The organism is Occultella kanbiaonis (genome assembly GCF_009708215.1).
Classification (GTDB): Bacteria; Actinomycetota; Actinomycetes; order Actinomycetales; family Beutenbergiaceae; genus Occultella; species Occultella kanbiaonis.
The window spans coordinates 2,807,178-2,825,917 of sequence record NZ_CP046175.1; the positions used below are offsets into that span (position 1 = coordinate 2,807,178).

An 18,740-nucleotide genomic window follows, 5' to 3' on the forward strand; every position below is an offset into this window, starting at 1 on the left:
CTTGCATATCAAGGCTCCGATCCCGTGCACCGGCTCGTGTCGGCGAGGACAGCCGCGCGAACCTTCTCGATTTCGCCATCCCAACCGAAACCCGGCGTGAGCCCGGGATCGGTCAAGGGTCGGAAGCTCAGGCGGAACAGCATCCCGGCGTCATCCTCCCCCGCACTCACGACGTGCTCCCACCTATCTGGCGTCGCCAGCGGCGCCGTCAGCCGGTAGTAGTGCCGGATCCGTGATGGCGCCGCCTCGTCGTGCCAGAGGTGGGACCCGAGGTACTGCGTGGGTCCCGGCACGCGCACGCCGGTCTCCTCGTAGAGCTCCCGGACCGCCGTGGCGGCCGGATCCTCGCCTGGGTCGACCCCCCCGCCGGCACCTGCACGCCGGCGGTGGGGTAGGACTCGGTGTGCTCGAGCACGAGTACCTCGTCGTCACCCCGGGTCAGATAGATCAGCACCTTCTCACGCCAGCCGTGGCGCCGCGCCAGCTCCCTCGCACGCTCGAAGGGCAGAGGTTCACAGGCTCGCGACGGCATCGGAGCACCGTAGCCCACGTGTTCCGTTCCCCGGATCGGCGGAGGTTCGGGGCCGAGCGGCTACCCGACCGGCGCCAGGACCTCGATCCGGTTGCCGAACCCGTCCCGGCAGTGGAAGCGCTCGTACCCGCCGAACGTCATCCGCTCCGTCCAGGAGACCTCGAAGCCCGCGTCGGCCACCCGCTCCCCCAGCGACTGCAGCTCGGTGGCGTCGCCCACCATGAGGGCCGGGTGCGCCTTCCTTGCCGGCACGAACGGGTCGTCCACGCCGAGGTGGATCTCAGCCGTGACCACCCCGTCCGCGAATGCCCGGAACCAGCACCCGCCGCGGCCGGCCAGTTCGACGGGCTTGACCACCTCGGTCAGGCCAAGGGCCTGTGCGTAGAACCGTCGCGCGAGGTCCTCCTCCCCCGCCGGCATGGAGATCTGGACGTGGTGCAGCCGCATCTGTGGTCCCCTCGTAGATATCTCGACATCAAGATACCTGGTTCCTTCAGCGTTCGTGGCAGTAACGCTGTAGGCGCGGAACCGTGCTTCGAGCACGCGAACTACGAGACCAGCGTTCCCGAGCCGACGTAGTCGGCGAGATGCTCGGCCGTCAGCGTGGACCGCTGTGCCACCAGCTCGGCCGGCGTGCCCTCGAAGACGATCGCCCCACCGTCGTGCCCCGCTCCTGGGCCGAGGTCGATGATCCAGTCGGCGTGTGCCATGACCGCCTGATGGTGCTCGATCACGATCACGGACTTGCCCGAGTCCACGAGCCGGTCGAGCAGCCAGAGGAGCTGCTCGACGTCCGCCAGGTGCAGGCCGCTGGTCGGCTCGTCGAGGATATAGACCTCGCCCCTGTCCCCCATCTGTGCGGCCAGCTTGAGGCGTTGCCGCTCACCGCCGGACAGTGTCGTGAGCGGCTGCCCGAGGCTCACGTAGCCGAGTCCGACGTCGTCGAGGCGCACCAGGATCTTGTGCGCGGCCGGGATCCGGGCCTCGCCCTCGGCGAAGAACCCCTTCGCCTGCGCCACGGGCATCGCGAGTACCTCGCTGATGTCGCGGCCGCCGAGGTGGTACTCCAGCACGGCGGCCTGGAACCGCTTGCCCTCGCACTCCACGCAGGTCGTGGCGACGCCCGCCATGATCCCGAGGTCCTGGTAGACCACCCCGGCGCCCTTGCACGCCGGGCAGGCGCCCTCGGAGTTCGCGCTGAACAGCGCGGGCTTGACGCCGTTGGCCTTCGCGAACGCCTTCCGGATCGGCTCGAGCAGCCCGGTATAGGTGGCCGGATTGCTGCGCCGGGATCCGCGGATCGCGGTCTGGTCGATGGTCACCACACCCTCGCGTCCGGCGACGGAGCCGCCGATCAGGGAGCTCTTGCCCGAACCTGCGACCCCGGTCAGGACGGCGAGCACCCCGAGCGGGATGTCGACGTCGACGTTGCGGAGGTTGTTCGTGTTCGCTGCGCGAACCTCCAGAGCGCCCGACGGCGTCCGTACCGAGTCCTTGAGCCTCGCCCTGTCGTCGAGGTGCTTGCCGGTGATGGTGTCGGCGGCGCGCAGTCCTTCGACGGTGCCCTCGAACATCACCTCTCCCCCGGCCGTGCCGGCGCGCGGCCCGAGATCGACGACGTGGTCGGCGATCCCGATGACCTCCGGTTTGTGCTCCACGACCAGGACCGTGTTGCCCTTGTCCCGCAACTGCAGGAGCAGCCGGTTCATCCGCTGGATGTCGTGCGGGTGCAGGCCGACGCTGGGCTCGTCGAAGACGTAGGTGATGTCGGTGAGCGAGGAGCCGAGGTGGCGGATCATCTTGGTGCGCTGTGCCTCGCCACCGGAGAGAGTGCCGGAGGGCCGGGCGAGGCTGAGGTAGCCCAGTCCGATGTCGACGAACGAGTCGAGGGTGTCCCGGAGGGAGTCCAGCAGCGGGCCGACCGAGGGCTCGTCGAGTTCGCGCACCCACTCGGCCAGGTCGCTGATCTGCATGTCGCACGCGTCCGCGATGCTGATGCCCTTGACCTTCGACGAGCGCGCCCCCTCGTTGAGCCGCGTGCCATCGCACTCCGGGCAGGTCGCGAACGTCACGGCGCGCTCCACGAACGCGCGGATGTGTGGCTGCATCGAGTCGACGTCCTTGACGAGGAACGACTTCTGGATCTGCGGGATCAGACCGAGGTAGGTCAGGTTGATGCCCTCGACCTTGAGCTTGGTGGCCGGCTTGTACAGCAGGGCGTCCAATTCCTTCTTCGTGTACTTCCCGATCGGCTTGTCCATGTCGAACCAGCCGGAGCCGCGGAAGATGCGGCCGTACCAGCCGTCCATGGAGTAGCCGGGGATCGTCAGGGCGCCCTCGTTCAGGGACTTCGTCTCGTCATACAGCGCCGAACGGTCGAAGTCGGTCACAGCGCCGCGACCCTCGCACCTCGGGCACATCCCCCCGACGACGGCAAAATCACGTCGCTCCTTGACGGTCTCGCCGCCCCGCTCGAACGTCACGGCACCGGCGCCGCTGATGGAGGCGACGTTGAAGGAGAAGGCCTGCGGCGATCCGATGTGCGGCTGACCGAGCCGGCTGAACACGATGCGCAGCATCGCGTTCGCGTCGGTGATCGTGCCTACCGTCGACCGCGGATTGGCGCCGATCCGCTCCTGGTCCACCAGGATCGCCGTGGTCAGCCCTTCGAGCAGGTCCACGTCCGGCCGGGCCATGGCGGGCATGAAGCCCTGGACGAAGGCGCTGTAGGTCTCGTTGATGAGCCGCTGGGACTCCGCCGCGATGGTGGCGAAGACCAGCGAGCTCTTGCCGGAACCGGAGACCCCGGTGAACACCGTCAGCCGCCTCTTCGGGAGATCGACGCTGATGTCCTTGAGATTGTTCTCTCGGGCGCCGTGCACGCGGATCAGGTCGTGGCTGTCGGCTGCGTGCGCGGCGGTGTTCATCGGTGTCTCCAACGGTGTCTACTTGCTCTCGAAGATGCGGATCATGTTGCCGGACGGGTCCCGGAACGCGGCGTCCCGTACCCCCCACGGCTGCTCGGTCGGCTCCTGGACGACCTCGCCGGCCGTGCCGGCCTGGACCTTCTCGAACGCCTCGTCGAGGTTCTTGGTCGCGAGGTTGATCCCGGCGTAGGTGCCCTTGGCCATCATCTCGGCGATGACCTTGCGCTCGTCCTCGGTGATGCCCGGGTCGGCCGCCGGCGGGGTCAGCACGATCGAGGTCTCGGGCTGTCCGGGAGGGCCGACGGTGAGCCAGTGCAGGCCCTGGTACTCGACGTCGTTGCGGACCTCGAAGCCGAGCGTGTCCCGATAGAACGCCAACGCGGCGTCCGGATCGGTCTGCGGAAGATATGCCTGATGAATGGTGATGTCCATGCGCCTCACGGTAGTTCCGGTGTCGGTGCGGGCGCTTCTCGAATCCTGATCGGTCGCGCGACGCGTTTCGCGACGCACGCCGGGATGCCTGCGGGCGGCCCGGCATCCTCGCTCCGGTAGACGCTGGGCGGCATGCCGACGAGTTCGGTGAACCGGGTGCTGAACGTGCCGAGGGAGGAGAACCCCACGGCGAAGCACACCTCGGTCACGGAGAGCTCGCCCACGCGCAGGAGCGCCATGGCGCGCTCGATGCGTCTGGTCATCAGGTAGCTGTACGGGGACTCGCCGAACGCGGCCCGGAACTCCCGGCTGAGGTGACCGGACGAGATGTACTCCCCTTGCGCGAGCGCATCCACGTTGAGCGGCTGCGCGTACTCGCGGTCGATCCGGTCCCGGACCCGCCGCAGTCTCTTCAGGTCGTCCAGCCGCTCCGCTTCGTCCTTCGGCACCCCGTAGATCCTGCCATGCTCACCCGCACTTTCCCAGCGCGTGCCCACCGGTGTGCCGGTCACCGGCGAGCGGAGCGGGACCGGTGCGGGGACAGCCTGCCGAGCACGTCGGCAAGGGCCCGGTGGTAGGCGAACGCACGCGGATATCCCGAGTGCGCCATCACCCCGAACAGGTACCCGCCCCGATCGCGCTCCTCCGCGCCGCGATCGATCTCGTTGTCGCGGTAGGAGTGGACCGGGAGTCCGAGCGGATCCGTCCGGCGCCAGAGATTCACCCACGCCGGCTCGTCCCGCCCGGTGCCGGTCAGCAGGGCGGTCAGCGTGTACTCCCCGGTCGGAGGCCGGCCCACTGGAGGAATCGGTTCCGCCCGGTCGCGCTGCCAGGGATCCGCGGCCAGGTAGGACGGTGCCCGGCATGGCGGGTTCCCGGTCGCCACGGAGCCGAGGAGTTCGGGGAAGTAGCGTCCGAAGAAGCCGCGCACCTGGGTGCCGTAGGTGAGCAGGCCGATGCGAGCGGTCGCGGGATCTCGCGGTCGTGCGAGCAGGACGGCGACCGCCAGCACCGCACCGAGGGAGTGCGCCGAGAGCACCACACGCCGCTCTGCCGGCGCAGCGAGGGAGCGCACGTCGTACTCGGCTCCGCCGAGCCAGGCGTCGATACGGCCCCGGAGTTCCGGCACCACCCGCTCCGCGTAGCAGGGCGGCCCGAACGGGTGCGCCGCCCGCGGTAGGAAGCAGATCATGTCCCAGAGGATCCCGAGTGGGCGGGCGCCGGTGCCGACGGCTCCCGCGAGCATGGCCCCCAGTAGCGCCACCGCGGCGGCCCCGACGGCGCTGACGGCCCAGGTGGTGACGTCCTCGGGCAGGGCCCAGGGCGGCAGGGGTATCCCGACGAACCCTGTGCCGGACTCCACCGCTCCGGCGTCTCCGGTCGACTCCCACGCCACGAGGGGCCTCGGCACCCGCGTGAGCAGCGTCAGCGCGAGCGCCAGCGCCGTGCCGACGGCCACCCAACCGACCACCGGCTCCGCGCGCTGGATCGCCGCCGCGACCTGTCGCGAACGCTGGATCTGCGAGTCTGCGGCACTGCCGCCACCGACCCCGCTGGAGCCGTTTCGCCGCGCGCTACTGCGCTCGTTGCCGCGGTCGGGGGTGGCAGCGGCACCGCGGCTGGGGTCCACCCACACACGCGGCGACCTCGGCAGTGGCCGGGTACCCAGCAGCGCCCGTAGCGCGGGCGGGATCACCGCGACCACCAGTACCGCCAACGTGAGGAGCGTCGCGAGGCCGAACTCCGCATACGCCTGCGGCGCCGCCAGCGCGGCAGGCCAGTCCGCCTGGGCAAGGGCGAGCGCGCCCACCGTGGCGACTTCCGCCGTCGGGAGGGTCAGGGCGGAACCGGCCGCGACGGCGAACCGAACCTGTGGACCGGCGCCGTTCAGGAACGCCTCCGTCCCGAGCACGACCAGCGTCGAGAAGATCATCGCGGCGCCCCCGGCAAGCAGCAGGAGCACACCCGGGCCACCCCCGGACCAGCCCTCGCCCGCACCGGACGGGCGCCGCAACGCCCTCAACACCAGCACGAGCAGGGCGATCAGTGCCACCACGCCGGCGCCGAGCAGGAACACGGCCCAGTCGGCGGCCACGCGCAGCAGTGCGAACCCACCGCAACCGACCGTACCGAGGGCCAGCAGCGGCACCCACAGGCGAGCCCGCAGCCCGCCCCGCCAGCCGAGTGCCACGACGGCGATCCCGAGGAGCGCGGCGACGAGCAGCACGGGGATCGCTTCAAGCCCGGCGTAGCCCGCGGACGGCTGCGGGGCCTCCGCACGCCACGTGGAGACGAGCGCACCCGTGAACACGGCCAACGAGGCCAGCAGCAACCAGCCGGACTGGACGCGGCGGCCGCGTCCGGCGCCTCCGACATCCGGGCTCGCCTCCGACCCGATGCACACCCGGGCGACCGCCCAGGCCAGGAGCACCGCCGCGGCCGCCCCGAGTCCGGCCAGCAGTGGGCGCTCCCCCGCCGCGGCGATGGCGCCGTCGGTGCACGCGGTGGTGAGGGCACCGGTCAGGCTCCGGCACGTCGGAACGGCGCCGAGCACACCGTCCCATGCGAGTACTGCGGTGAGCATGGATGCGGCCGCCGCCAGATGGAGGCGACCCGTCGTCACGGTGAGTAGACGGTGGCCCCAGAAGCCCGGCGTGGCCAGGATCGGAACGCCCGGGATCGGTCCCGGAACCGGTTCGGCGGGTCGCGGAGCGAGCGGGACCGCCACCCCCTTGGCCGGGCCGGCCGACCCGTCCGCACGGGCGGCCGACATGCGCTCCTCGTAGCGGACCTGGCCGGTCAGGGAGATCAGCCAGAGCGCGACGACGGCGAGGAGCGGCACGAGGGCGAGCAGCGACGTCCGGGCGCCGGGGTCCCACCCGGCCAGGGTCTGGGCGAACCCGGGCAGCCGCGCGCACGCAAGAGCGACGTCCACCTCGCCTCCCCCGGCCGGCGCGGTCACCGTCTGCGCGGCCGGGAAGCACTGCCCCGCGAGCAGGCCGAGGGTGACCGATGCCGTCGAGGTGGTGAACAACAACGTCAGGAGCAGCGAGAAGACACGGACACTCGCGGCTCCGTTGCCGGCCCGCCAGCCGGCGGATCCGCTGGGCACGCGACGGGTCCAGTAGGCCACGTTGGCCAACCCGAACGGGATGAGTACCGTCCAACCGACCCGGACCAGGCCGCGGGCGAGTGCCCCGATCAGGCCCCACCCCGGCACCGTGGACAGCCGTGCCATCGCACCCCAGGAGTAGGCCTCCCGGCGCGTGTCCGGCCGGATCGCGTGCACGTCCTCGGTGGGCAGTGCGCGGTCGCGTTCGGCGGCGGCGTCCGTCGGCACCCAGAAGCTGCCCAGCGCATCCCCACGCGACTGAATGATCTCCGCGGGCGGCAGGTCGAGCAGCACCGCGGGCGGCGTGTTGCCGATGCCGTGTACCCGCAGCTCCAGGACCGAGATCGTGGCCGGCCGGTCCGGTTCGCCGGTCCTTCCGCGCCCGGGTCGGCACCTGTTGCGCATCGTCACGCTCCCGACCCGGGGTCCGACCCGACTGACTGACGTTGCCACTGAATCTAGTGCGCACCCCCGACATCGCCAGCGATCTTCACGATGTCGCAGGCTGTCCGTACTGTGCTGGCCATGGACATCATCATGATCCCCGGATTCTGGCTCGACGGCGCGTCCTGGGCGGCAGTGGTGCCGCACCTCGAACGCGCCGGCCACACGTGCTTCCCACTCACGCTCCCAGGCATGGACTCCCTGGCCACCGATCGGTCCGAGATCACCCTGGCCGACCACATCGACGCGGTCGTCGCGGAGATCGACGCACACCCGGCCGGCCCGGTCGTGCTCGTCGGGCACTCCGGTGGTGGGCCCATCGCGTACGGCGCGGTCGACGCACGACCGGACCGGGTGGCACGGGTGATCTACGTCGACAGCGGCCCGTCGGGAGAGGGCGCGATCATCAATGACGAGTACCCGGCGGTCAACGGTGAGCTGCCGCTGCCGGACTGGTCGGTGTTCGAGGACGCAGATCTCGTCGACCTCGACGATGCCCTCCGCGCCGAGTTCCGGGAGCGGGCGATCCCCACGCCGGCGCATGTGGCGCAGGATCCGCTGCATCTGAGCGACGAACGGCGCCGTGACGTGCCGGCCACCGTGATCGCGTGCGAGTTTCCCTCAGCCCTCCTGCAGGACTGGATCACCCAGGGCCACCCCTTCGTGCGGGAGCTCGGTCAGCTGCGCGAGGTCGAGTACCGGGACCTGCCGACCGGGCACTGGCCACAGTTCACACGTCCGGAGGACCTGGCCACGACGATCCTGGAGAGTGTCGGCCAGGAGTGAGCCTCAGCAGAGGCGGCGGCCCCGCACCACCGTGGCGCCGACCTCGTCATCGCTGAGCACGTCGGCCACCAGGCCGTGCTCGGAGAAGACGCGGGCCGCCGTCGGGCCCTGCTCGTCGCTCGTCTCGACGAGCAGGTATCCGCCGGGGGCGAGCCACCGAGCGGCTCCGGCGGCGAGCCGGCGCTGGACGCCGAGCCCGTCCGGCCCGCCGTCGAGGGTCACGCGCGGCTCGTGGTCGCGCGCTTCCGGCGGCATCTGGGCGATCGCGTCGGTGGGTACGTACGGGGTGTTCGCGACGAGCACCCGGACCCTGCCCGCGAGTTCGGACGGGAGCGCGGCGTACAGGTCGCCGGAGTGCACCTGGGCGCGGCCGGCCAGGTTCCGGCGTGCGCAGCGAACCGCCTCCGCCTGGATATCGGCCGCGTGCAGGTCGAGGCCGGGAACCCTGGTGGCGAGCACGGCGGCAATGGCCCCGGCCCCGCAGCAGAGGTCAACGGCCACGTCTCCTGGGCGCAACAGGGCGGCGGCCCGGTCGGCGAGGAACTCGGTGCGGGCGCGTGGCACGAACACCCCTGGCTCGAGGAGGATCCGCAACCCAGCGAACCCCGCCCAGCCGAGGATCTGTTCGAGGGGGTCGCCGCCGACTCGCCGGGTCAGGAGTTCCTCCAGTTCGGAAGCACCTACCGCGGCCTCGTGCAGGAGACGAGCCTCGTCCTCCGCGAAGACACAGCCGGCTGCGCGCAGACGCAGCACCGTCTCGGACCGGTCGGCGATCTGTGGGTTCAACGGGCGCACCGCCACAGGCGGGCGTCAACGGGCACGACGCCCCTCCAGTTCCACTTCGTGGGTTCCGTCATAGACGAAGGACACCGACCGGTAGGTGAACGTGATGGACTCCTCGAGTAGGTCCGGCTCGGGCGCCGGGCGCAGGTCGTAGCCGATCACGCCGGCATCGGTGAGCGTGACCACGAGGTAGTCGGAGGTGTCGCCGTCGACCGTCCGAGTCATGGCGAAGACCGCCTCCCGGACATGCTCACCGCGGAACAACACCTGTTTCAGTGCCGGAGAGGACACGTCGTAGTGCTTCACGACGCGGATCGGCTCGAGAGTCACCCGTCCCACCCGCGCTGCTCCGACGCCACCTCCACCCGGCGCCTGCGCCGCAGCCATCCCGAACTCGATCCCGTGGAACTCGATCTCGTCCTCGTGACCGTCACGAACGCTCGCCCCCGGGATGCCGGGGATCTTGAGAAAGCCCTGGATCGCCATGATTCCCTCCTGCGATCGCCGTTCGCGGGTGTCGTCTGAGGACGGCACGTGGGCCGATGGCGGTCGGTCACCAGTATCGACCGCTCCGGGGCCGTCCGTGACGATGTCTATCGTCCACAGGCTGGGTCTGAGCGTTCGGACGTCCACAGAGCGAGTTCGGGCGCAAAGGCGTCCAGAGGGACAGTCCGGACGCGGAGCCGTCCTCCCCCAACCGCGGTTGACGGAGTTCGGCTCCGGATTGCCGTCATGGTGTCGGAATGAGCGAGCGCCTGCGAAGGATGAACCGGGATGACGACGAGCCGGTCGAGCAGACCGGCATCGAAGAACTCGCTCACCTGGACGACGACGACGGGGACGAGTACGCGGACGAACTCGATGACGACCTCGACATCGATACCTTCGATGACGACCTCGACATCGGTCCTTTCGATGATGACCTCGACATCGGTCCGTTCATGGAGGCGACCTACGACGAGATCAGCGGCGCCGTCGACGACGGCGTGCCGTGGCGCCCGTGGCCCAGCACCGGCCTACCGGTCGCGGACGACGCGATGCTGCTGGCGGTGCTCGCGGCGTGGACCCGCATCCTGGTCACCGCGGGGCCACCCGGAGTGTGGTGCTTCGCCACGGACGACCGCGACACGATGACCGAGATGCTGCTACCGATGGCGGTCGGTGGCGCGCGGCCCGACCGCAAACGGCTCGACCAGTTCTTCGTCGAGTTCCGCGAGGTCCTGGACACCGCCGAGGGGGGCTTGTCCAGCCTCGTCATCGCGATCGCGCGACCCGACGGCGGCGACCGGGGCGGCTACGAACGGCTCTGGTACACAGCGGTCACGGAGGCTGCGAATCGCCACCGGGTACGGCTGCGGGCCGTGGCTGCCCTGGGATCGCGGCGTGCCAGCCTGCTCTGAGCCGCCAACCGTCCCGCGGCCGGCCCAGCCATGTCAGGCCGATCGCAGTGGACGGCCCGGCCACGCCCCGGTCCATCCCTGTGGAACGGGCCGGGACGCGGCCGGTGAGTCAGGCGGGCGAGGTGAGCTCGTCCAGCTCGACCAGATCCTCGGCCGAGGGGTCCCAGAGGGCAGCGGCGTTCGTCCGCACCTGGTCCGGGCGCGATGCGCCGGAGATCACCGAGCCCACCGCCGGCTGGGCCGCCAACCAACCGATCGCGACCTGGATGAGGCTCAGGTCCCGGGCCCGAGCGAAGTTCTGGAGACCCTCGATCACGTCGAAGTCCGCGCGCTCGAGCCGGTCCGGTCGCGTGGCCAGCCGGGTGCCCTCGGGCGCAGGGGTATTGCGCGCGTACTTGCCGGTGAGCAGGCCCGAGGCGAGCGGGAAGAACGGCAGGACGCCGGCGCCGACCTGTTCGACGGCGGGGACCACCTCGTCCTCGAGGCGGCGGTTGAGCAGGGAGTACTCGTTCTGCGCCGAGATGAACGGCGTGTAGCCGGCGGTCCGGGCGGTCCAGTCGGCGTCGACGACCTGCCAGCCGGCGAAGTTCGAGGAGCCCACGTAGCGCACCTTGCCCTCGACCACGAGCTCGTGCAGCGCCGCCAGAGTCTCCTCGATCGGGGTGTGCGGGTCCGGCTTGTGCATCTGATAGAGGTCGATGTGGTCGGTGCCGAGCCGGCGCAGGGATCCTTCCACGGCTCGCCGGATGTAGCGACGGGAACCCCGTACGCCCCAGTCGGCTCCGTTCAGGCCATTGGTGTCCATTCCGAACTTGGTGGCGACCACGACCTCATCGCGGTGGCTGCCGAGCGCGGCGCCGAGAAGTTCCTCGCTGACCCCGGGCGTGGCTCCGTAGGTGTCGGCCGTGTCGAACAGGGTGACACCTGCGTCGAGTGCCGCTGCGACCAGTGCCGGGACCTCCGGGCCGGGGGTGTTCCGGCCGAAGGAGTTGCAGCCCAGGCCCACGGCTGAGACCGTGAGACCAGAAGCGCCGAGTTGTCGGTATTCCATCGAGTGTGTGCTCACGTCGCCCGAGCCTATGCGAGGTCGGAGGGCGCAGGCACCATGCCTGGGGCGAGCGCGGGATGAGAACCGCGCCGGCTCCGGCCACGTTCTCCCTGCGCGAACTTCACACCACCTTCACCCCGCGGCGGAACAGCACCGACATCTCGGCCGTTGGACCAATTGGAACGCACCACTGACACAAGGAGGAGTGCGATGGCTGACCGAGCACTGCGCGGCATGAAGATCGGCGCAAACAGCATGGAGACCGACGAGGGTGTCGAACTGGCACCGCGGATCCAGGCGATCTACGACTGCCCGGATGGCCGGGTCATCGTGATCCCGTTCGCAGCGGAGGCCGAGATCCCCGCCGTCTGGGAGGCCCCCGGCGGTGGCGAGGCCCTCCTGCGCGACGCGACTCGCCCCGAGGCGAAGCCCACCAAGCACGTCCGTACCCACTGGGACATGCTGCTGGAACGACGCACCATCAAGGAACTCGAGGTACTCCTCGACGAACGGCTGGCCCTGCTCCGCAGCGGTCAGGCCCGCCGTCGTAGCGCCTGAGACATCCCGGACACGACACTGCCGAACTGCCTGGAGCGCGCTTGCGCGCCCCAGGCAGTGACGCGCCAGAGGGCCTCCACAACGATGTCGCGGCTCATCTTCGACTCCCCCTCCACGCGCTCCACGAACGTGATGGGCACCTCCACCACGGTGCCGCCGGTGCGTCGGATCCGCCAGGTCATGTCGATCTGGAAGCAGTAGCCGGCCGAGTTGACGTGCTCCAGGTCCATCGCACGTAGCGTGGCCGCCCGGTACACCCGGAAGCCCGCTGTCGCGTCCTTCACCCCGAGCCCGATCGCGAGGTTCGCGTAGGTGTTCGCGCCGCGGCTGAGCAGTGCCCGAGACAGCGGCCAGTTCTCGGTCGTGCCCCCGGGGACCCACCGTGACCCGATCACCAGATCCACCTCCGGGGCCGCCGCGGCCAGGAGCCTGGGCAGATCCTCCGGCCGGTGCGAGGAGTCGGCATCAATCTCGACCAGCTGGTCGTAGCCACGGTCCAGGCCCCACCGGAAACCGGCGATGTAGGCCCGGCCAAGGCCCTCCTTGGCGGCCCGGTGCAGGACGTGCACCTGCGCGTCGCCGGACGCCGCCTCATCGGCCCACTGCCCCGTGCCGTCCGGGCTCCCGTCGTCGACGATGAGAACGTCAGCTGTTGGCACCGCGGAACGTAACCGGGCCAGGGTGCCGGGCAGTGCGCTGCGCTCGTTGTAGGTCGGGATGATCACCAGCGTGGCGTCGCCGGAGCGATCGGACCCGTCGCCTCCGGAGCCTCTGGAGTGCCCCGGATCAGCTGGCCTCACGCGGGCTCTTTCGCCGGTGCGCCAGCGTCTGTCGCCGAGTCCGTCGGGCCCGTTTCCGCGGAAGCGCCGTCCGCGCCGGCCGCTTCCGCGGAAGCGCCACCGGTCACCTCCGCTTCCGCGGAAGCGTGCTGGGCAGCATCCGCGCCACCCGGGGTGTCCGCGACGAGTCCGGCCCCGTCCTCACGGCGGCGCCGGATCGTCGAGGCGATCCCGGCGAACAGTCCGAGCAGGGTCAGTGCGAGGGCTGCGATGACCGGCCAGTCGCCGAGCCGGTCCGCGATCGTGAGCGTCGTGCGCAGCGGGACCGTCGCGGACAGCTGCGCCGGGGTGAAAAGCTCCGTGTCCTCCCAGACCGAACCGTCGGGCCCGATCACGCCGCTGACCCCGACCGTCGAGATCTGCACCGTGGCCCGGCCGTGCTCGACGGCCCGCAACCGGGACATCGCGAACTGTTGGGTGGACTCCTGCGTGTACCCGAACGAGGCATTGTTGGTCGGCACGACGAGGACCTCGGCGCCACCGAGCGCGGCCTCCCGGATGAGCGCGTCGTAGGCGACCTCGAAGCAGATGATCGTGCCGACGTCCACGACCCGGTCCAGCCGGGCCACCGGCACCGGTACGACGGCGATCTCGGAGCCGGGTGCCATGTCCGTGCGCACCAGGTCCACCGCCGAGGAGAACACCCGCGCGATCGACCGCATCGGGATGTACTCCGCGAACGCGGCCGGGATCTGCTTGGAGTAGGAGAACACCGGGCCGCCGTCGGGCATCCAGAGCACCATGTCGTTGTAGCGGGCGTCCTCGGTGTAGGAGTCCGTGCCGAACAGCAGGGGTGCGCCGACGGCATCGACGGCGCCGTCGATCACGTCGGCCGCGTCGGCGTCGACGCGCGGATTGATGTCGGAGGAGTTCTCCGGCCACACCACGAGGTCGAACCAGCCCGCGGGCCGGGACTCGGCCAGCTCCTCGGTACCGGAGGCATGGTTGTTCAGCACCTCGCGGGCGTTGTTGAACGCACCCAGGCCGGGCTCGGACACGTTGCCCTGCACCGCACCGAGATTCAGGTCACCGCTCTCGGCCTGCGTCGGCAGCGGGATGAACCCGGCAGCGGCGACGACCGCCGCCCCGGCAAGGGCCGCCGTCGTCGCCTGCAGTACCTGCACCCGGCGGAACCCGACCACCGCCTGCGCGAGCAGGAACCCGACGATCACGACCGCGGCCGAGACCAACGGCGCACCCGCCACCGAGGCCAGGGCCAGCAGCGGGCCGTCGGTCTGGGAGAAGGCCAACCGGCCCCATGGGAACCCACCGAACGGCCAGACCTGCCGTAGTTGCTCCAGCGTGACCCAGACGATCGCGAAGGCCACGGGCTGCGCGATCCGGTGCCGCTCGACCCAGCCGATCCGCCGCACCCAGATCCAGGTGGCGCACGCCAGCCCGGCGATCCCCGCCTCCGCCACGGACAGGGCCACCCAGGGGATCACCCCGACGGCCTCGTTGGCCCACCAGATGTGCGGCAGGAAGAACGCCAGGCCCCACGTGAAGCCGACGAGCCACGCCCACCGGGCACTGTCCCGCCCGAGGGCGAGGACCAGCAGCGCGATGCCCACGAACGCCATCGGCCACCACGAGCGCTGCGGAAAGGCCGTGTCGGTGAGCAGGCCACCGACGAGCGCGAGCAGCAGTGTGAGCCACCGGGGCGAGGAGAGCAGGGACACCGTTGCAGGATACGTGCCCGAGCGGGCGATCCGTGACCGGGCCGTCGCCCCCCGGTGCGCGACCACCCACCCGCATCTACCACCGACCGGCCCGCGAATCCTTCGGTCCGCGACCGCAGCGAACTGCCGCCCCGTTGTCTAGTGAACCCGCGGGCCCAGTCGGTGCCCACCTGCCTCCCCGGCGAGGTAGTGACAAGTGAACCTACTCGTCTCCTCGTGCCCAGCCAAGACGGCATCGCCGCAGGTCACGGATGTCTGCGCAGGTCAGCGCATCCCCTATCGATCACAAAAAGATCTCGGTTCACGGCGTGTCGGGCGGGTGTGTCGGAGGATCGGGCACCGTCCATCCAGCAGGGGAAACGGGCGCGTCTCACATCCTGACCCCGCGCGCTCCCGAGTGGCGCGTCGGGGCATCTGGTGTCAGAGCGTGCCGTGGGCCACGATGCCGCGACGCACCGATTCGATCGCGCTGCGGGCCGTGCTGCGCAGCGCCGGGGTCGGCGCAGCGAGGGTGAGCTGGTCCAGCAGGTCGATGACCTGCTTCGCCCAGCGCACGAAGTCGCCGGCTGCGAGGTCGGTGCCGTCGAGAACGTCCTCGAGGCTGGATCCGATCGCCCACTGATGGATCGAGCGGACCAGTCCGAGGTCGACCGGTTCGGCAGGCTGGAGGCCGTGCTCGTGTTCGAGGAGCTCCAGCTCCTGGGAGATCAGGACCGTCGCCTCGACGGCGCGGGCGAGCGAGCCGTTCGGGCCGCCGGGCATCCGGGGCGCGGGCCGCTCATCGTCGGACCGTGAGGAGAAGAGCACCGTGGACACCACGGCGGCCAGGCCCGCGGCGTCCAGGTCCGCCCAGGAACCGGACCGCAGGCACTCCGCGAGCACCAGGTCCTTCTCCGCGTACAGGCGGCGCAGCCAGGCCCCCTGGTCGGTCACCGAGGTCTCCTCGCCCGCCCCGTCGAGGTAGTGCAGCGACCCGAGGACCTCGCAGACCTTCTCGAAGTCGCGTGCGATCGAGGACGTGCGGCCCTCGATCCGGCGCAGCAGTGCGTCGTGCTCCTCCGCGAGCTTGGCCCGCCGCTCGGCCCACCGGGCGTGGCTCTCCCGGTCCGAGCACCCGTGGCAGGGGTGGGAGCGTAGCGCCTTCCGGAGCGCGCCGAGCTCGGAGTCGGTCGTGGCGGTCGACGGCGGCCGCTCGCCATGGCGGGTGCGTGGCGCGTCGTCGGCAAGCGCTCCGAGCGCGTTGCGCATCGAGGAGGTCAGGTCCCTGCGGTCGGCCGGCCTGCGGGCGTTGAACGCCTTCGGGATCCGGACCCTGGTCAGCGAACTGGTGCCGTAGGGCACGTCCGCGCCGGAGAGGCGGCGAACCTTGCCGTCCCCGGTGAGCAGGGTCAGCGCAGGCCCGTCCAGCCCGCCCGGGCCGGGCGGCTCGATGACCACCGCGTACCCGGCGCGCCGGCCCGTCGGGATCTGCACGACGTCGCCCCGGTGCAGCTGGGACACCGCCGAGTTGATCGCGTCCCGCTGGGCCCGCGACCGGGAGCGGGACAGCTCGCCCTCGCGAGCCTTGATCGCACGCCGCAGCTCCATGTACTCCTCGAAGTCGCCGAGGTGGCAGGTCATCGACTCCGTGTAGCCGGCCAGGCCCTCCGACAGCGTGCGCGCCTGTCGGGCCAGTCCGACCACACCGCGGTCCGCCTGGAACTGCGCGAACGAGGTCTCCAGCACCTCTCGGGTCCGGGTCCACCCGGACGCGGCGATCAGGTTCACGGCCATGTTGTAGGTGGGCCGGAACCGGGACCTGAGCGGGTAGGTGCGCCGGCTGGCGAGACCGGCCAGGGCCACCGGATCCAGGCCCGAGGTGTACAGGACGACGGCGTGTCCCTCCACGTCGATGCCTCGTCGCCCGGCGCGGCCGGTGAGCTGGGTGTACTCCCCCGGAGTCACCTCCGCGTGACCGCGTCCGTCCCACTTGGTCAGCTTCTCGAGCACCACCGAGCGGGCCGGCATGTTGATCCCGAGGGCGAGCGTCTCGGTGGCGAACACGACCTTGACGAGACCTGCCGTGAACAGGGCCTCGACCGTCTCCTTGAACACCGGGAGCAGGCCGGCGTGGTGGGCCGCCACCCCGTGCAGCAGGGCCTGCTGCCAGGACCAGTAGTTGAGGACGTCCAGGTCCTCAGCGGGCAGGCTGGCGCACCGCTCCTCGACGATCGCGGTGATCTGGGCACGCTCGGCAGGTGAGGTCAGGGAGATCCCGCTGAGCAGGACTTGGGTGACGGCCGCCTCGCAGCCCGCCCGCGAGAAGAGGAACACGATCGCCGGGAGCAGCCCGGCCCGGTCCATGCGGTCCACCATGACCGGTCGCGACGGTGGCCGAACCAGTGGACCGCGCTGGTAGTAGCGGCCCTTCCCACCACGGCGGTCCCCTCGTGCTCCCCGGCTGCGCTCCCCCGGCCGCCCACCCCGCTCGGATGCCCGGATGGCCTCCACCAGGTCGGGGTTGATCGGCGGGTTCACCCCGGGCCTGGTCGGGTCCACGTTCGAGCTGTACAGGTCCAGGACGGTCTTGTTCACCATGACGTGCTGCCAGAGCGGCACGGGCCGGATCTCGGAGACCACCACGGCGGTGTCCCCACGCACCTCGGTGAGCCAGTCACCGAACTCCTCCGCGTTCGAGACGGTCGCGGACAGGGAGATCACCTGCACGTCGTCTGCCAGGTGCAGGATCACCTCCTCCCAGACCGGCCCACGGAACCGGTCCGCCAGGTAGTGCACCTCGTCCATGACGACGAACCCGAGGCCGGTCAGAGCCGGGGAATCGCTGTAGAGCATGTTCCGGAGCACCTCGGTGGTCATCACCACGATCGGTGCGTCACCGTTGATCGAGGTGTCCCCGGTGAGCAGGCCGACGTGCTCGGGCCCGTACCGGCGCTGCAGGTCGGTGAACTTCTGGTTCGAGAGGGCCTTGATCGGCGTCGTGTAGAAGGCCTTGCGGCCGGTCTTCAGACCCAGCTCGACGGCGAACTCGCCCACCACGGTCTTGCCCGCCCCGGTCGGGGCTGCGACGAGCACGCCGCGACCGGCCTCGACGGCCTCGCAGGCCTCGATCTGGAAATCGTCGAGGGGGAACTCGAGGGTGGCCCGGAACGCGCCGAGCCTGCTGAGCGCATCCTGTTGCCGCTTACGGGCCGCCGCGTATCGCTCGGCTGGTGAGGTCATGCCTGAAAGACTATGCGTCCGCCGGGGTCAACAGCCGCAGCGCGCCGGGGCGCAGCCGGGCATGGATGGGCAGCGACCCGAGCGGCTCACCGTCGGCGAACACCTGCGGCGGGGCGTGGTGGCCCGGCAGTGCCTCCATGATCACCTCACGCGCCCGGACCACGTGCACCTTCTCCTCGCCGAGGTGCTTGCCCTTGAGGAGTTTGCCGAACAGCCGGAGCAGCTGGCCGCGGCTCATCGCGTCGCCGATGACGACGTCGATCAGCCCGTCGTCGACCTCCGCGTCCGGCGCGATCGGGATGCCGCCGCCGAAGGACTTCGCGTTCGCGAGGGCCACGAGCGTCGCGTCCTGCTCGCGCACCACGCCGTCGATCGTGAGGCGGTAGCCGTACGGGCGGAACCGGATCAGCTCGGCCGCCACGCCACGCAGGTACCGGCCCTCGCCCTTCGGCCAGGCGAAGTCGTTCGCCCGGCCGTTGACGGCGGCGTCGAAGCCCGCCGAGAGGATGCAGGCCGTCCACTCCACGGCGGTCTCCTGCTCCGGGGCCGCCTCGGGGTTGTGCACCCGGGTGGCGATCGCGTCGATGATCCGCGGCGGCCGGTCCAGGGCGTCGACGATCACGTCCACGGCGGCCGGGACGTCGTGGATCGGCAGTCCGATGCACCGGGCGAAGTCGTTGCCGCTGCCGTAGGCCACGATGCCGAGCGGCAGGTTCGTCCCGGCGACGGCGTTGACGCCGAGGTGCACCATGCCGTCACCACCGACCACGACGACGGCGTCGATCTCCCAGAGTGCGGCCCGAGCGTTCGCGAGGGCCCCGATGGCGCTCGGTCCGGACAGGTCGATGACCTCATGTCCGGTCCTGGCCAGCCCGGCGATCGCGTCGCGTCCCCCGGTGCTGCCCCGCCCGTGCCCAGCAGAGGGATTGACGAGGACTCCGAGCCTGCTCACCGGCCGGTACGCCGGGGCTCAGAACTCCG

15 protein-coding genes and 1 pseudogene are annotated in these 18,740 nt (G+C 70.8%); 3 read left to right on the forward strand and 13 right to left on the reverse strand.

The genetic code is table 11. The annotated features are described in order from the left end of the window. Positions 1–8 precede the first annotated feature (8 nt). The 6 genes and pseudogenes from GKS42_RS12970 to GKS42_RS26525 all read right to left on the reverse strand — a co-directional run. Positions 9–365, reverse strand: a pseudogene (locus GKS42_RS12970) (NUDIX domain-containing protein); the annotation flags it as partial. A 227-nt stretch (positions 366–592) separates the two neighbouring features. After that, positions 593–979 carry a VOC family protein gene (locus tag GKS42_RS12975; protein WP_154794207.1) on the reverse strand — a complete coding sequence of 129 codons (387 nt, stop codon included), beginning with the start codon at positions 977–979 and terminating at the stop codon, positions 593–595. Between the two features lie 101 nt (positions 980–1,080). After that, a complete protein-coding gene (locus GKS42_RS12980) occupies positions 1,081–3,459 on the reverse strand; it encodes an ATP-binding cassette domain-containing protein (protein WP_154794208.1) in 2,379 nt (792 codons plus the stop codon). An 18-nt stretch (positions 3,460–3,477) separates the two neighbouring features. After that, entirely contained in the window at positions 3,478–3,891 is a 414-nt protein-coding gene (locus GKS42_RS12985; RefSeq protein ID WP_154794209.1) for a VOC family protein, read from the reverse strand. 5 nt (positions 3,892–3,896) lie between these two features. Further along, positions 3,897–4,340, reverse strand: a complete 444-nt coding sequence (locus GKS42_RS26520; protein ID WP_232848046.1) for a helix-turn-helix transcriptional regulator — start codon at positions 4,338–4,340, stop codon at positions 3,897–3,899. 59 nt (positions 4,341–4,399) lie between these two features. After that, positions 4,400–7,408: a hypothetical protein gene (locus GKS42_RS26525; protein WP_232848047.1), complete on the reverse strand. Its 3,009-nt coding sequence runs from the start codon at positions 7,406–7,408 to the stop codon at positions 4,400–4,402. A 120-nt stretch (positions 7,409–7,528) separates the two neighbouring features. Between GKS42_RS26525 and GKS42_RS12995 the strand changes: the two genes are divergently transcribed. Then, a complete protein-coding gene (locus GKS42_RS12995; RefSeq protein WP_154794211.1) occupies positions 7,529–8,233 on the forward strand; it encodes an alpha/beta fold hydrolase in 705 nt (234 codons plus the stop codon). 3 nt (positions 8,234–8,236) lie between these two features. Here the strand turns inward: GKS42_RS12995 and GKS42_RS13000 are convergent, their stop codons facing one another. After that, a complete protein-coding gene (locus GKS42_RS13000; RefSeq protein ID WP_435529672.1) occupies positions 8,237–9,028 on the reverse strand; it encodes a putative protein N(5)-glutamine methyltransferase in 792 nt (263 codons plus the stop codon). A 15-nt stretch (positions 9,029–9,043) separates the two neighbouring features. Next, positions 9,044–9,502 carry an Hcp family type VI secretion system effector gene (locus GKS42_RS13005; protein ID WP_154794212.1) on the reverse strand — a complete coding sequence of 153 codons (459 nt, stop codon included), beginning with the start codon at positions 9,500–9,502 and terminating at the stop codon, positions 9,044–9,046. A 257-nt stretch (positions 9,503–9,759) separates the two neighbouring features. On the opposite strand from GKS42_RS13005, the gene GKS42_RS13010 reads away from it, so the two are divergent. Next, the gene (locus GKS42_RS13010) at positions 9,760–10,416 is read left to right on the forward strand and encodes a hypothetical protein (RefSeq protein ID WP_154794213.1); all 657 of its coding nucleotides are present in this window, start codon (positions 9,760–9,762) and stop codon (positions 10,414–10,416) included. A 109-nt stretch (positions 10,417–10,525) separates the two neighbouring features. On the opposite strand, the gene GKS42_RS13015 is transcribed toward GKS42_RS13010, so the two are convergent. Next, the gene (locus GKS42_RS13015; protein WP_154796707.1) at positions 10,526–11,467 is read right to left on the reverse strand and encodes an aldo/keto reductase; all 942 of its coding nucleotides are present in this window, start codon (positions 11,465–11,467) and stop codon (positions 10,526–10,528) included. A 207-nt stretch (positions 11,468–11,674) separates the two neighbouring features. Between GKS42_RS13015 and GKS42_RS13020 the strand changes: the two genes are divergently transcribed. Beyond that, the gene (locus GKS42_RS13020; protein ID WP_154794214.1) at positions 11,675–12,022 is read left to right on the forward strand and encodes an RNA polymerase-binding protein RbpA; all 348 of its coding nucleotides are present in this window, start codon (positions 11,675–11,677) and stop codon (positions 12,020–12,022) included. Here the strand turns inward: GKS42_RS13020 and GKS42_RS13025 are convergent. From GKS42_RS13025 to GKS42_RS13040, 4 genes are all read right to left on the reverse strand, one after another. Beyond that, entirely contained in the window at positions 11,998–12,750 is a 753-nt protein-coding gene (locus tag GKS42_RS13025; RefSeq protein ID WP_154796708.1) for a polyprenol monophosphomannose synthase, read from the reverse strand. The two genes, GKS42_RS13020 and GKS42_RS13025, sit on opposite strands and share 25 nt — an antisense overlap. A 68-nt stretch (positions 12,751–12,818) precedes the next feature. Further along, positions 12,819–14,540, reverse strand: a complete 1,722-nt coding sequence (lnt, locus tag GKS42_RS13030; protein ID WP_232848049.1) for an apolipoprotein N-acyltransferase — start codon at positions 14,538–14,540, stop codon at positions 12,819–12,821. A 420-nt stretch (positions 14,541–14,960) separates the two neighbouring features. Beyond that, positions 14,961–17,759 carry a DEAD/DEAH box helicase gene (locus tag GKS42_RS13035; protein ID WP_154794215.1) on the reverse strand — a complete coding sequence of 933 codons (2,799 nt, stop codon included), beginning with the start codon at positions 17,757–17,759 and terminating at the stop codon, positions 14,961–14,963. Positions 17,760–17,769: 10 nt separating this feature from the next. Further along, complete coding sequence (locus GKS42_RS13040) at positions 17,770–18,711, reverse strand: diacylglycerol/lipid kinase family protein (protein ID WP_154794216.1); 942 nt, start codon at positions 18,709–18,711, stop codon at positions 17,770–17,772. Between the last annotated feature and the right edge of the window lie 29 nt (positions 18,712–18,740).

What these genes read in the sequence shown, in the direction of transcription:
- GKS42_RS12975 (WP_154794207.1), bottom strand. Translation starts at nt 979, where the DNA reads ATGCGGCTGCACCACGTCCAGATCTCCATGCCGGCGGGGGAGGAGGAC.
- GKS42_RS12980 (WP_154794208.1), bottom strand. Translation starts at nt 3,459, where the DNA reads ATGAACACCGCCGCGCACGCAGCCGACAGCCACGACCTGATCCGCGTG.
- GKS42_RS12985 (WP_154794209.1), bottom strand. Translation starts at nt 3,891, where the DNA reads ATGGACATCACCATTCATCAGGCATATCTTCCGCAGACCGATCCGGAC.
- GKS42_RS26525 (WP_232848047.1), bottom strand. Translation starts at nt 7,408, where the DNA reads ATGCGCAACAGGTGCCGACCCGGGCGCGGAAGGACCGGCGAACCGGAC.
- GKS42_RS12995 (WP_154794211.1), top strand. Translation starts at nt 7,529, where the DNA reads ATGGACATCATCATGATCCCCGGATTCTGGCTCGACGGCGCGTCCTGG.
- GKS42_RS13005 (WP_154794212.1), bottom strand. Translation starts at nt 9,502, where the DNA reads ATGGCGATCCAGGGCTTTCTCAAGATCCCCGGCATCCCGGGGGCGAGC.
- GKS42_RS13010 (WP_154794213.1), top strand. Translation starts at nt 9,760, where the DNA reads ATGAGCGAGCGCCTGCGAAGGATGAACCGGGATGACGACGAGCCGGTC.
- GKS42_RS13015 (WP_154796707.1), bottom strand. Translation starts at nt 11,467, where the DNA reads ATGGAATACCGACAACTCGGCGCTTCTGGTCTCACGGTCTCAGCCGTG.
- GKS42_RS13020 (WP_154794214.1), top strand. Translation starts at nt 11,675, where the DNA reads ATGGCTGACCGAGCACTGCGCGGCATGAAGATCGGCGCAAACAGCATG.
- GKS42_RS13035 (WP_154794215.1), bottom strand. Translation starts at nt 17,759, where the DNA reads ATGACCTCACCAGCCGAGCGATACGCGGCGGCCCGTAAGCGGCAACAG.